Genomic DNA, 13,693 nt, shown 5'->3' on the forward strand with positions numbered 1-13,693 from the left:
GACCTATTGATACACGTCGGCTTCGCTGAAGCGACGGCCTTGCTGGTCCTTGGCCGACAACTGCACCGCAGCCCCTTGCAGCCGCGCCAGCGGCCAATCGATAGCCAGGGTGGCGTCGTTCCACACAATGGAGCGTTCAGCCTCGGGCGCGTAGTAGTCGGTGGTCTTGTAAAGAAATTCCGCGCTTTCCGAAACCACCAGGAACGCGTGACCAAAGCCTTCGGGTACCCAAAGCATACGCTTGTTGGCGGCGCTCAAGGCCTCGCCGACCCACTGCCCGAACGTCGGTGACGACTTACGCAAATCGACCGCGACGTCGTAGACTTCGCCCTGGACCACCCGCACGAGTTTTCCTTGGGGTTGTTGGATCTGATAATGGATGCCACGCAGCACGCCCTTGACGGAACGCGAGTGGTTATCCTGCACGAAATCAACATCACGGCCTATCGCGTCCGCGAATTGACGACGATTGAAACTCTCGAAGAAGAATCCACGATCGTCGCCGAAGACCCGAGGTTCTAGGACGACCACATCGGGGATCGCTGTTGGGATAACCTTCAAGACCGCACCTCATCTTTCAGCAGACGCAGCAGGTATTGACCGTACCCGTTCTTGGCGAGCGAGCTGGCAAGTTTTTCCAACTGCGCTATGTCGATAAACCCCCGGCGAAACGCAATTTCTTCGGGGCAGGCTACTTTGAGGCCCTGCCGGTGCTCGATAGTTTCGATAAAGTTGCTGGCTTCTATCAAGCTTTCATGCGTCCCAGTATCCAGCCACGCATAACCCCGGCCCATGATCTCCACGTTCAATTGCCCACGCTCCAGATAGATCCGATTGGCGTCGGTGATCTCCAATTCGCCGCGCGGGGACGGTTGCAAGGACGCCGCGATGTCGCAAATCTGCTCATCGTAGAAATACAGCCCGGTAACGGCGTAATTTGACTTGGGCTTCGCCGGCTTCTCTTCCAAAGAAGTTGCCCGCCCGTCATCGTCGAACGCCACTACGCCGTAGCGCTCGGGATCCTGCACGTGATAGGCGAAAACCGTCGCACCTGCCTGTTGCGCGACGGCGCGTTCCAGTTGCGCGTGAAGGTCATGGCCGTAGAAAATATTGTCGCCCAGGACCAGCGCGGACGGCGCACCGTCCAGGAAATCCTTGCCGATGATAAATGCTTGAGCCAGGCCATCCGGACTGGGCTGCACGGCGTACTGCAGATTGATTCCCCACTCGCTTCCGTCACCGAGCAATTGCTGAAAGCGCGGCGTGTCTTGCGGTGTTGAGATGATCAGGATGTCCCGCAGCCCCCCCAGCATCAAGGTGGCCAACGGGTAATAGATCATCGGTTTGTCGTAAATCGGAAGCAGCTGCTTCGATACGGCTTTCGTTACCGGATAAAGCCGGGTGCCGGAACCGCCGGCCAGGATGATGCCTTTGCGTTGACGTAGCATGGTGGTGCTCATCTCTCAAGGATTTCAGTAAGCATGCGATCGACACCGGCTTCCCAGCCGGGCAAGGACAGGCCGAAGGACTGCTGCAGCAAGGTCGTATCAAGGCGCGAGTTCAAGGGCCGCTGCGCGGCGACCTTGTAGGCGCTCGACGGAATGGGCGCCACGGCTTGCAGTGGCGTCTTGAGCTCGACGCCGGCCTCCCTCGCCTTTTCCAGAACGAATCTGGCATAGGCGTACCACGATGTTTCTCCTGCCGCGACCAAATGGTAGGTGCCGCTCAAAGCGGGCGCCATACGAGCATGGACAATCGCATGAGCGGTCACGTCAGCAATCAGTTCGGCGCCCGTCGGCGCGCCTATCTGGTCATCGATGACCGATAGCGTTTCACGCTCACGTGCGAGTCTCAGCATGGTTTTGGCGAAGTTGCCGCCACGCGCCGCATAGACCCAGCTGGTACGGAATATCAGGTGCGGACAACCAGCCGCGTGAACTTGTTGTTCGCCGTCCAGCTTGGTACGCCCGTAGACGCTCAGGGGATGGGTCTTATCCCCTTCTTTCCAGGGCTGGTCCCCACTTCCGTCAAAAACATAGTCCGTGGAGTAATGTACCAACAGGGCGCCGTACTCGGCCGCCGCCCTGGCCAGCACACCGGGCCCATCGGCATTGATGCCACGTGCCACTTCAGGCTCACTTTCCGCCTTGTCAACGGCTGTATAGGCAGCGGCGTTGACGATTACATCCGGCTTTACCCGCTTGACCGTGGCCATGATCGCGGGCCCGTTGGCGAGGTCGCCGGACAATTCACCGTGCCCCCGGCGGTCCAACGCGACGAGCTCGCCCAGGGGCGCCAGCGACCGCTGCAGCTCCCAACCGACTTGGCCATTTTTTCCCAGCAGCAGGATTTTCACTGTTCGCGGCCCGCGTAGTTCTTTTTCACCCACTGCTGATACGCGCCGCTTTGGACGTTGGCGGTCCACTGGGTGTTTTCCAGATACCAGGCAACGGTCTTGCGAATACCGGACTCGAACGTTTCGGCGGGCTTCCAGCCGAGCTCGCGCTCTATTTTGCGAGCGTCAATGGCATAACGGCGGTCATGGCCGGGACGGTCACGTACGAATGTGATTTGATCAGCATAGGAGCGGCCATCCGCACGCGGCTTCATTTCATCGAGAATACCGCATATCGTTTTAACGACATCCAGGTTCGGCTTTTCGTTCCACCCGCCGACGTTGTAGGTCTCGCCCAGTTTGCCCCCTGCCAGGACGGTCCGGATGGCCGAGCAGTGGTCTTTCACATACAGCCAGTCGCGTATTTGTTGTCCATCGCCGTAGATCGGCAAGGGTTTACCGTTAATCGCGTTCAGGATGACCAGTGGAACCAGCTTTTCCGGGAAGTGGTACGGCCCGTAGTTGTTGCTGCAATTCGTGGTCAGCACGGGTAGCCCGTAGGTGTGATGCCAAGCACGGACCAAGTGATCCGACGCGGCCTTGCTGGCGGAATAAGGGCTGTTCGGCTCGTACGGATTGGTTTCCGCAAACGGCCGGTCTTGGGGACCAAGAGAACCGTAAACTTCGTCCGTGGACACGTGCAGGAAGCGGAACGCAGACTTTTCGGTGTCCGAAAGGTTGGTCCAGTATCCTCGAACACTCTCCAGCAGATTAAAGGTGCCGACTACGTTGGTTTGGATAAACTCGCTCGGGCCGTCGATGGAACGGTCGACATGGGATTCGGCTGCAAAATTCACCACCGCCCTCGGCTTGCGGTCATGCAGCAGGCGCGAGATGATCGCGCGATCGCCGATGTCCGCCTGCACAAAGGTATAACCAGGGTGCCCGGCAAGCGAAGCAACGGTTTCCAGATTTCCGGCATAAGTCAACTTATCAACGTTGACCAGCGGCTCATCAGTCTGGGCGAACCAATCCAGCACATAATTGCCGCCAATAAAGCCGGCGCCACCCGTTACCAAAATCGTCATGTCTATAGTTTATTGAAAAATGCAGCCACAATGAGGCCGATGTTCCCACCGAAAGTCTGTCGGTAAACGCCGGAGCGCTTCAAACCGACAAGACGGCGAACAACACCGCCATGCCGTGACGCGTTGAACTCGAGGAAAATCCGTTGATGCGCCAGTGGCAATTCCGCCGCGATCCGGATTATGCCTGCTACGTTGGCATCGATCCAATGCCGCAACTGGCCTTGCATGAGCAATCGAATCCGGGCGAGCCGCGCGGATAACCCCTGGTTGGACCCAATGAGATTGCCACCGTGCTGACGATACATCAAATAGGGTTCGGGGTCATAAACGATGCGCCCGCCTGCAGCGCTGATGGCTACGTAGGTCCACCAATCGTGTGCGACGACACCAAGATCCGCGCCCGCCGCCAAGAGAATGCGCCGGCCCGCCGCGTTGAACACCATGGTATTGCCGCCTCCAACATTCTGCACCAACGCGTTCCGAAAGTCGGGTTTTTGTGTAAACAGAGGTGAGAGCCCCATGCTTTTCCCCGCCTCATCGATGAGGCGGGTACGGGAACAGTACAGCGCAGGCTCTCTATCTCCCGAAGCTTGCAAACTCTGAATTGCGCGCGCTAGCTTTCCGCTCATCCATACATCGTCCTGGTCGGCATATGAGAAATAGGCCGCGTCTATTTCCGGGCGGCACACCAGGGAAAGGAAATTGGGAGCGAATCCCCGGGAGGGCCCGCGGACCACCTGCAGGCGGTCGCCGCCCCACAATTGACGATATTCGGCAAGAATCTCCAACGTCCGGTCACTTGAACCATCGTCGGAAACCCAGACCTTCCAATTGCTGTAAGTTTGCGACTTGATCGAGTCGAGCTGTTCGCGAATAAATCGCTCACCGTTGTACGAACAGAGCAGAATGGCCACGAGCGGTTCAGCCTCGCGCGCGTGACTTCCTGTCTTTGGCATTCTTGCAAAATCAGTACTCAAACGTCGTCAACCTCTTTCTTGACCATCAACCAGCGCGGCGTGGCAAAGCGCACCAGTGTGCGATACAGCACCAGATAGACGATGGAAAACAACGCCACGAAACCCATCAGCACGTATTGGTACTGCCAGAACAGGACTGCAGGAATGACAGCCAGCGACGACAGCACCCACAGATAGGGCGACGTCATCGCGTTACGCTGGATCTTGTGCCGGGCCTCGGTGGACCCGATCGCCCACCGCACCAGCCGCTTATAAACCAGCATGTGCAAGTGCACCCCATCCGGCATGCCGGGCGAACGCCCACGCAGCCAGCGCTTCCGGTATATGGAAAACAGCGTTTCGAACACCGGGTATATGCACAGCAGCAAAGGAAACCAGGCCGATACGTTGGGATGCCGGTAAAGCATCAGCACGGACAATTCACCGATCATGTAGCCAATAAAATATGCTCCGCCGTCGCCCAGGAAAATCAGGCCGCGCGGGTAATTCCAAATCAAAAAACCGCCGATCGCGCCCATCAATCCGACCGAGGCCACGACCAACAGCCGATCACCCAGGTAATACGACACATAAGCCATGCCCGCAAGGATCATGACCGACACCACGGCCGCTAGCCCGTTATAACCGTCAATGATATTAATGGCGTTAGCCGCGCCGCCCACCGCGATCATCGTGCACAGCAAAGAAACGAACCAGAACTGCAGCAGCCAGTCCACCCCTACGATGTCCAACCGCACTACCGCCGCACCAAACATATAGTAGGCCAGGCCTCCGGCCAGCATGGCGAGCAGCAGACGCACGCTTGCCCGCACACGCTTGGTGACATCTTCCGCCAAGCCACCGAGGAATGCCGGCATGCTGCAAAGCAGCAGCAACAGTAGCGGCTTGACCAGCACGGGCTCGCGCCAAGCCGCGGCGCCGGCAACCACGAGCATCCCTACGACCAGCGCAACACCACCCACGCGGGGCACCGTGCTGACGTGATACTTCTGTACACCGGTCGTGTCGCTATCGCCGGTATAGCGCAGATGCCAATGTCCAAACCTGAGCGTTAGAAGCGCGAATATGGCGGACGCTATAAACGCGATGGACACATAAAGCATTGAGATTACCTACCCCTGGGACTCTTTTTCCGGTTTCTAGGGTCGGCTGCACGAATTCAGGTCGGTGCGAACAGAAGTATCTTCCGGGCGCAGCTCATCGTTACCCCACTTGATGGCGCGACGATTTTACTTCTTTTCGTGAGCCTCTTCTGAGCCGGCCCACTTTCCGTATGTCACCGATCTAATACAAAGGTAGGATGACGCAGAAACCCCGTGAAATTCCGCATCGCGGTCCAGGCTGCCCTTATCGGGCAAGCATTTAGTAACGTCTACGGACAGCCGCGCGCAGCGCCATGACACGAAGCTTCTCGTATAACCGAGAGCCGAGGCCAATGGCCGCCTATCACAAGGGAGACGGCTCCGGCACTGGGTGAACGGCGGCCCAGCACACTGCCTATGGTCTTGCCTAATGCGAAGTCCCCGAGCTTCCCGGTCAGCCACCGTCAGCCCTCCGTCAGTTGCAACCCGGTACCGACTGCCCATCCTGCCCTGTAGCCTTTCGCATCAATCAGGTCCAGAATAAGTTGCAAGAAGGCCAGATAAAGGAGACAGCCATGCGCATTTCCGATGCTCAATGGATTCCTTCGACTCAGCACCAGACCTGGGAAGCGCTGACCGACTGCGCGGTCCTGCGCAAGTGCATCCCGGGCTGCGTGGACGTGCAGTGCAAGTCGCCGACGGAGTATGCGTTCACCGTCCGGGCCAAGGTTGCCGGCCTGGGCGCCGATTACGAAGGTGAGGTCCTGCTGTCGGACGTCAATCCGCCTCATGGCTGTACCCTGGTATTCGAAGGCAAGGGCAACGCGGCGGGATTGGCGATCGGGACGGCCCAGGTCAACCTGACGCCGAAGGACGAGGGGACCCGGCTCTCGTATACGCTGGCGGCGATGGCCGGCGGCAAACTGGCGGAATTCGGCGAAGGCACGCTGCTGAAGGCCGGGGAAAAGATCGTCCAGAAATTCTTCGCGGCCTTTATCGACCATATGGCGGCGCAGCCGCATCTCGCGCCCCCGCCTCCGCCGCCACCGCCCGAACCGCATGGCCTGCGGAATTCCCGATGGTCATGGGCGGTCGTCACCGTGCTGATCCTGGCCTTCGTGGGTTATCACACATTCTTCACCTGACGGACAGGGGGCCACGCGCGCCCTGGCCAACCCCGCAAGAACCAGAGTGCCAGCTGGCTACCCCGGTGTATGCTCGTGTCCTTTCCTGGCATACCCGCGTCCATCCATGCGCATCCGTGACCTGACAGACTTGCTGGTGTTGGCCGCCGTCTGGGGCGGCTCCTTCCTCTTCATGCGCATCGCCGTGCCGGAACTCGGCCCGGCGCCATTGATGGAACTGCGCGTCGGGTTCGCGGCCCTGACCTTGCTGGGGGTCCTGCTGTGGCGCGGCGGCGTGGCGGTCGTGCTGCGGCATTGGAGGCCCGTCCTGCTCGTTGGTGCCTTCAATGCAGCCCTCCCCTTCTTGATGTACGGCTACGCCGCCCAGGCGCTGGGCGCGGGGTTCCTGTCCGTATCGAATGCCGTGACCCCAATGTGGGGAGCCGCCATCGGCTGGCTATGGCTGCGCGATCGGCTCCCCGCCATGCGGGTACTGGGACTGGCCATCGGATTCTTCGGGATCATTGTGCTGGTCTGGGACAAATTCGACTTCAGCGATGGCGGGACCGGCCTGGCGGTGGTCGCCGCGCTGCTGGCCCCGCTCTGCTACGGCATCGCCGCGAACAGCACCAAGCGGTATCTGGCGGGTGTGGATGCGCTGGGTGGCGCCACGGGCAGCATGATCAGCGCGTCATTACTGCTGATGCCCTTCGCTGTCTGGAGCTGGCCGTCCGCGCCGGTATCGATGCAGGCCTGGGCCGCGACGATTACCTTGGCCTTGGTCTGCACCGCAATAGCGTATGTGATGTTCTTCCGCCTGATCGCCAGCGTGGGGCCCACGGCCGCTGTCAGCGTGACCTTTCTGGTCCCTGTGTTCGGGATGCTATGGGGCATGCTGCTCCTGAACGAGGAAATCACCGGCACGATATTGGTCGGCGCCGCCATTATTCTGCTCGGCACCGCGCTATCGCTGGGGTTGGTCCGGCGTCCGAAGGCCATCAACGCCTGACACCCCGCGAAGCGCGGGCCGCTTCGCCTCACACCCGCTCGAATATCCCCGCCGCGCCCATCCCCGTTCCCACGCACATCGTCACCATCCCATATTTCTGTTGCCGGCGGCGCAGGCCGTGCACCACCGTCGCGGCCCGGATGGCGCCGGTCGCACCCAGCGGATGACCCAGTGCGATCGCTCCGCCTAGCGGGTTGACTTTGTGAGGATCCAATCCCAGGTCGCCGATCACCGCCAGCGACTGCGCGGCGAAGGCTTCGTTCAATTCAATCCAGTCCATATCCTGCAGATTCAATCCGGCCTGCCGCAGTGCTGTGGGGATGGCCTCCTTCGGCCCGATGCCCATGAGCTCGGGCGCCACCCCGCGCACCGCGAAGGAAACGAAGCGAGCCAGCGGCGTCAGGCCGTGATCGCGCACGGCGCGTTCAGACGCCAGGATGAGCGCGCCGGCGCCGTCCGAGGTCTGCGAGCTATTGCCCGCCGTGACGCTGCCGCGCGCCGCGAAGACAGGCTTCAGACGCGCCAGCGCCTGCAGCGACGTGTCGCGGCGCGGCCCCTCGTCGCGGGCGAACTCGCGCCGCACGAGGTCGACCTCTCTCGATTGCAGGTTCGCCTGCCGGTCGACCACGGCCACCGGGGTGATTTCGTCGTTGAACTCGTCCGCGTCCTGGGCCGCGATGGCGCGCTGGTGCGATTGCAGGGCGAAGGCATCCTGCGCGTCGCGGCCGATCTTCCACTGCGCCGCCACACGTTCGGCCGTCAGCCCCATTCCATAGGCGATGCCGACGTCCTCATCGCGGGCGAAGATGCGCGGCGAAAACGACGGCGCGTGGCCCATCATGGGCACTTGGCTGAGTGATTCCGTGCCGCCGGCGATGATGAGGTCGGCCTCGCCCACGCGGATGCGGTCCGCGGCCATGGCGATGGCGCTGAGCCCGGATGCGCAGAAGCGGTTGATGGTGATGCCCGGCACGCGGTCCGGCAGGCCAGCGAGCAGGACCGCGATGCGCCCGACATTCAGCCCCTGCGCGCCTTCGGGCCGTGCGCAGCCGATGATGGCGTCTTCGATGGCCGCGGGATCCAACGTGGGAGCCTGGGCCAGCGCGGCACGCAGGATGTCCGCCAGCAGGTCGTCCGGCCGCGTGTGGCGCAACGCGCCCTTGGGGGCCTTGCCGACCGGCGACCGGGTGGCCGCGACGATGTAGGCGTCTTGCAAAGTTCGGCTCATCATGTGTCTCCTTGTGCCGCACGCGTGGCCGGGCGGCCGGTCAATTCCGCACCGGCTTTCCCGTCTTCAGCATCCCCATGATCCGCTCATGCGTCTTGGGGTTGCCCAGCAGGCGCACGAACGCGCGCCGCTCCAGTGCCAGCATCCATTCCTCGTCCACCAGCGTGCCGGGGTCCACGTCGCCGCCGCAGATCACGTGCGCCACGGTGCGGCCAAGCTCGTAGTCGTACTCCGACATGAAGCCGCCGTCGCGCAGGTTGACCAGTTGCGCCGTCAAGGTGGCCGCGCCGTCCGCGCCCGCCACGGGGAAAGGCGCGGCCAGGGGCGGCCGCCAGCCGGCATCGGCCAACGCGCCCGCATGGCGCACGGCGACATAAAGCAGTTCGTCCTCGTGCATGACGATGGGGTCGCTTTGCCGCAGGTAGCCCGTCTGGCGCGCTTCCAGGGCCGAGCGCGAGACCTTGGCGGTGGCGATGGCTTCGGCGAATTTCTGCAGGAAAGGCAGCAGGGGCATGTCCGGCGCGGAGGCGGCCCGTTGTTCGGCGGCGCGGCGCGCGCAATAGGCCAGGCCCCCGGCACCGGGGACCAGGCCCACGCCGACCTCGACCAGGCCGATATAGGTTTCCAGGTGGGCGACGCGGGCGGACGCATGGACGGCGATTTCGCAGCCGCCGCCCAGTGCCAGGCCGGACAGCGCAACGACGGTGGGCACCAGCGCGGCGCGAAAGCGCTGGGCGACGCGTTGCAGGTCGCGTTCCAGCGGTTCGATGGCGGCCGGGCCGCCCTGCATGAAGGCGGGCAGCATGGCCTGCAGATCCGCGCCCGCGGAAAACGGCTGTCCGGTCTGCCACACCACCAGGCCGCGGTAGCGTTCTTCCGCCAGGTCGACCGCTTGGAGCAGGCCCTGCGTCACGGCGGGGCTGATCGTGTGCATCTTGGTCTTGAACGAGGCGATCAGGATATCGTCGCGGCCGCTTTCCGCCAGGGTCCACAGGCAGATGGCCGCGTCCTCGTACACCGTGCGGCCCGGCGCCGCGCGCGATTCACCGACCAGCCGCGGGGGCGCCAGCTGGCGACGGTAAACAGGCAGCTCGCGCCGGGGCTGGAACTCGCCGGCGCCCGGATTCCAGGACCCGGCGGCCGTATGGACACCGCCGTGCTCCGGTACCGGGCCCTCCAGGACCCAATCGGGAAGCGGCGTGGGCGACAGCGCCCTGCCGTGCTCGATGTCTTCCTGTATCCACTGCGCGACCGTGGCCCAGCCTGCCGCCTGCCAGATTTCGAAAGGCCCTTTCGCGTGCCCGAAGCCCCAGCGCATGGCGAAATCGACGTCGCGCGCGGTATGGGCAATCTCGGCGAGATGGACCGCGGCATAGTGGAAGGTGTCGCGCAGCAGGGCCCAGAGGAAGCGGCCCTGCGGCTCGGTGGCATCGCGCAAGGCGCGCAGCCGGCGCGCCGTATCGCGTTCGGCCAGGGCGGCGGCGGTGGCTTCGTCCAGGCGGGCGTCGACGGGTACGTATTGGCGCGTGGGCGGATCCAGGCGCAGGATGGTCTTGCCTTCCTTGCGATAGAAACCCGCGCCGGTCTTCTGGCCCAGGGCGCCCTGTTCCAGCAGCGCCGCCAGCACGGGCGGCATGTCGAAGGCGGCGCGGAACGGGTCGTCCGGCAGTCCGGTCTGCATGGTGCGGATGACATGGGCCAGCGTGTCCAGGCCCACCACGTCGGCCGTCCGGAAGGTGCCCGATTTGGCGCGTCCCAGCCGCGCGCCCGTCAATTCGTCGACCACGTCATACGGCAAGCCGTGGCGCTCCGCTTCCAGCATCGCGGCCAGGATGCCGAAGACGCCGATGCGGTTGCCGATGAAATTGGGCGTGTCCTTGGCGCGCACCACGCGCTTGCCCATGTCGGACACCAGGAAGGTTTCCAGGCGGTCCAGCAACGCCGCGTCGGTATGCGCGGCCGGGATCAGCTCGACCAGCGGCATGTAGCGCGGGGGATTGAAGAAGTGCACCCCGCAGAAGCGGGCGCGCACGGCTTCGGGCAATGAAGCCGCCAATGCATCGATGGACAGGCCCGACGTATTGGTTGCCAATATCGCGTGCGGCGCCAGCGCGGCGCCGATCCGCTGGTACAGGTCCTGTTTCCAGTCCAGGCGTTCCGCAATGGCCTCCAGGACCAGGTCGCAGCCCGCCAGCAGGGCCAGGTGCTCCTCGTAGTTGGCGGGCTGGATGTGCGCCGCCAGTTCGGGCGCGGCCAAGGGGGCGGGATTCAGGCGCGCCAGCCCTTCGATCGCCTTGCGCGCGGTAGCGCTGCGGTCGGGGCCGTCCACGGGCAGATCGAAAAGCACGGCCGGGATACCGGCGTTCACGCAGTGGGCAGCGATCTGTGCGCCCATGACGCCGGCGCCCAGGACGGCGACGCGGCCAATACGCGCCGGGACACCGCCGCGCGCGGCCGGGCCGGAAGCCGGGCTGAATCCGGGGAAAGTTGCGCCGGGCATGTTCATCGACAATGTCTCCTGCAAACGTTTTATGCCGTCCCCGCGAGCGATTCGGGCCGGTCCTGTTCCACGATTGTCTGGGATATGCCGGCCGCCGACAAATCCCCTGGCGCGCCAGAAGCGGCGGGAGCCCGGATTGCGCGCCGGCTCGGCGCGATCGCGGATTCCGGACCGGTAGGGGAAAACGCGCATCCTGGGCCGACCCCTTGCGACCGCGCTGCCGCGGCCGCGGCCCGCGCAGGCCCGGTTGAGCGCGACACGCGCCGCCCGCTCAGTACCGCGCCGCCTGTCCCGTCAAGGCGACACCCAGGCGCAGCAGGGTATAGGCGGTATTGTCGGCCAGGCGCCGCAGCAGGCTGCGTTTCCGGTGGTCCGCGGTGTGCACCAGGCGCCCGCCGCGGGCGATCTCTTCTTCCAGCTTGCAGTGCAATTCACGCGCGAAGCCGGCGTCGTCGACCACCACGTTGGCCTCGCGCGCCAGCAGCAGGCTGAAGGGATCCAGATTGGACGATCCCACCGTGGCGAAGTCGTCGATCACCGCCACCTTGGCATGCAGGTAGCTGGGCATGTACTCGTAGATTTCGATGCCGGCCTTCAGCAGATCGGCGTACAGCACGCGCGTCGCGTAGTACTGCAGGCGGTATTCGACCTTGCCTTGCAGGAGCAGCCGCACGCGCACGCCGCGGGCGGCGGCGCGCTTGAGCGCGCGGCGAAAGCGCAGGCCCGGAAAGAAATAGGCGTTGGCGATCAGGATCTCGCGCTGCGCGCGGTTGATGCCGTACAGATAGGCACGTTCGAAGGTCTGGCGCCAGCGCAGATTGTCGCGCAGCACCAGCGCGGCGCGCAGATGCCCGGGGGCGCGGCCCAGGGGCTGGAAGTAGGGTTGGCGCAGGCGCCGACGCTCCGCGGCGGTTTCCCCCCGGCGCAGCACGACGGGATTCAGCCGTATCCACAGCAGGTCCTGCGCGTGGACGGCATGGGCGACCAGCGGGCCGCGCACTTCGACGGCGAAATCGAAACGGGGGTTGGCGTCGATCGCATCGGCCGGGTCCAGGTCATCGTAATCGTCGACGATATTGATGCCGCCCACGAACGCGATGCGACCGTCCACCACCGTGACCTTGCGATGCAGGCGGCGCAGGCGGCTGCGCGAAAACACCAGTCGTTGCGGCCAGCCGGGCTCCGGGCGGAAGATCCGGCATTGCGCGCCGGCATCGATCAAGCGGCGCCGGACCTCGTCCACCCATTCCCAGCTGCCGAAGCCGTCGATGACGACGCGCACCTTGACCCCGCGCGCGCAAGCCCGGGTCAGTGCGTCCAACACCCGCTGCGCGGTGCGGTCCAGCGTGAAGATATAGGTTTCCAGATGCACCGTCGCATGCGCCGCATCGATGGCGTCGCACAGGGCGGGGAAGAATTCCGCGCCATTCTTCAGCAGTCGGATCGCGTTGCCTTCCGACCAGTGCAATCGCAGTGGCCTGGACCTCACGGCAATTCGAGCTCCGCCAGCAAGGGTGAATGGTCCGACAGCTTGGCCCAGGCACGTCCGCGCAGCACGCGGGCGCTGCGCACGCCAAAGCCGCGCTGGTAGATGCGATCCAGGCGAAACCAGGGGAACACCGCCGGAAAGGTGCGCGGCGGTCGCACGTCCCGATAATTGCCCTGCATGGTCAGCTGATTGGTGCGTTCCAGCATGGCCAGGCTGTTGGGCACGCCGCGCAGCACGTTGCTGAGCCGGCGCATGCTTTCGCGCAGGCGCGGGCCTTCGCCGCCGACCAGCTTGGGCGCGTGCGAGAACACTTCGTAGACGCCCAGCCGCTGGACGAACAAAGGCGCCAGCCTGTCGTTCCAATCGTTGAAGTCACCCGCGATCACCATGGGCGCGCCCGCCGGCACCATGCGGTCGATGCGATCGACCAGCGCTTGTATCTGCCGTGTACGGCTGCCGGCGAACAGGCCCAGGTGCACCACGAAGCAATGCACCTCGTGGTTGCCGACTTCCACCGTGGCGTGCAGCAGCCCGCGCTGTTCCAGGCGGTGATCCGAGATGTCCTGGTTTTCGTGTTCCAGGATGGGATAGCGCGACAGCAGCGCGTTGCCGTGGTCGCTCTGGTTGCGTATGGCGTTGCGGCCGTAGCACATGTCCATGTGCAGGGCCGCCGCCAGCGACATGTGCTGGGCATCCAGCACGCCGCGGCTTTCGTTGCGGCCCTGGACTTCCTGCAGGAAGACCAGGTCGGGGCGCAGCCCATACAGTCCCAGGCGCAGCTCTTTCAGGGAGTCCCGCGCGCCGAGCGCGGAACGACCCTTGTGGATGTTGTAGCTGACGACGCGCAGGATGGACATGGCC

Annotated in this window: 12 protein-coding genes; 2 read left to right on the top strand and 10 right to left on the bottom strand. The window is 63.8% G+C overall.

Annotated features, from left to right (window positions below; genetic code table 11):
- Positions 1-3 precede the first annotated feature (3 nt).
- From rfbC to AKI39_RS23720, 6 genes are read right to left on the bottom strand one after another with little or no spacing between them, the layout of a single operon-like run.
- Positions 4-561, bottom strand: coding sequence for a dTDP-4-dehydrorhamnose 3,5-epimerase (rfbC, locus tag AKI39_RS23695; RefSeq protein WP_066641528.1), 558 nt, complete (start codon positions 559-561; stop codon positions 4-6).
- A complete protein-coding gene (gene rfbA / locus AKI39_RS23700; RefSeq protein ID WP_066643681.1) occupies positions 558-1,448 on the bottom strand; it encodes a glucose-1-phosphate thymidylyltransferase RfbA in 891 nt (296 codons plus the stop codon). Before rfbA ends, rfbC begins: the two co-directional genes overlap by 4 nt.
- An 8-nt stretch (positions 1,449-1,456) precedes the next feature.
- Complete coding sequence (gene rfbD, locus AKI39_RS23705) at positions 1,457-2,356, bottom strand: dTDP-4-dehydrorhamnose reductase (RefSeq protein WP_066641530.1); 900 nt, start codon at positions 2,354-2,356, stop codon at positions 1,457-1,459.
- Positions 2,353-3,423, bottom strand: a complete 1,071-nt coding sequence (gene rfbB / locus AKI39_RS23710; RefSeq protein ID WP_066641531.1) for a dTDP-glucose 4,6-dehydratase — start codon at positions 3,421-3,423, stop codon at positions 2,353-2,355. The genes rfbD and rfbB overlap by 4 nt, the downstream gene beginning before the upstream one ends.
- Positions 3,424-3,425: 2 nt before the next feature.
- Positions 3,426-4,337 (bottom strand): glycosyltransferase family 2 protein, encoded by a 912-nt coding sequence (locus tag AKI39_RS23715; protein WP_201258531.1) that lies wholly within the window; start codon positions 4,335-4,337, stop codon positions 3,426-3,428.
- Positions 4,338-4,396: 59 nt separating this feature from the next.
- Positions 4,397-5,503 carry an MraY family glycosyltransferase gene (locus AKI39_RS23720; protein WP_066641542.1) on the bottom strand — a complete coding sequence of 369 codons (1,107 nt, stop codon included), beginning with the start codon at positions 5,501-5,503 and terminating at the stop codon, positions 4,397-4,399.
- Positions 5,504-6,057: 554 nt separating this feature from the next.
- Between AKI39_RS23720 and AKI39_RS23725 the strand changes: the two genes are divergently transcribed.
- Positions 6,058-6,627, top strand: coding sequence for an SRPBCC family protein (locus tag AKI39_RS23725; RefSeq protein WP_066641543.1), 570 nt, complete (start codon positions 6,058-6,060; stop codon positions 6,625-6,627).
- Positions 6,628-6,733: 106 nt separating this feature from the next.
- Positions 6,734-7,615: a DMT family transporter gene (locus AKI39_RS23730; protein WP_066641545.1), complete on the top strand. Its 882-nt coding sequence runs from the start codon at positions 6,734-6,736 to the stop codon at positions 7,613-7,615.
- 28 nt (positions 7,616-7,643) lie between these two features.
- Here AKI39_RS23730 and AKI39_RS23735 read toward each other — a convergent pair whose 3' ends face one another.
- The 4 genes from AKI39_RS23735 to AKI39_RS23750 all read right to left on the bottom strand — a co-directional run bounded on the left by AKI39_RS23735 (position 7,644) and on the right by AKI39_RS23750 (position 13,689).
- The gene (locus AKI39_RS23735) at positions 7,644-8,843 is read right to left on the bottom strand and encodes an acetyl-CoA C-acyltransferase (RefSeq protein ID WP_066641547.1); all 1,200 of its coding nucleotides are present in this window, start codon (positions 8,841-8,843) and stop codon (positions 7,644-7,646) included.
- 40 nt (positions 8,844-8,883) lie between these two features.
- Positions 8,884-11,238 (bottom strand): 3-hydroxyacyl-CoA dehydrogenase/enoyl-CoA hydratase family protein, encoded by a 2,355-nt coding sequence (locus AKI39_RS23740; RefSeq protein WP_066643683.1) that lies wholly within the window; start codon positions 11,236-11,238, stop codon positions 8,884-8,886.
- A gap of 376 nt (positions 11,239-11,614) precedes the next feature.
- Positions 11,615-12,832, bottom strand: coding sequence for a cardiolipin synthase ClsB (gene clsB / locus AKI39_RS23745; RefSeq protein WP_066641549.1), 1,218 nt, complete (start codon positions 12,830-12,832; stop codon positions 11,615-11,617).
- Positions 12,829-13,689: an endonuclease/exonuclease/phosphatase family protein gene (locus AKI39_RS23750; protein ID WP_066641551.1), complete on the bottom strand. Its 861-nt coding sequence runs from the start codon at positions 13,687-13,689 to the stop codon at positions 12,829-12,831. Before AKI39_RS23750 ends, clsB begins: the two co-directional genes overlap by 4 nt.
- Positions 13,690-13,693: the final 4 nt, after the last annotated feature.

This window comes from Bordetella sp. H567 (genome assembly GCF_001704295.1).
Lineage (GTDB): Bacteria > Pseudomonadota > Gammaproteobacteria > Burkholderiales > Burkholderiaceae_B > Bordetella_C.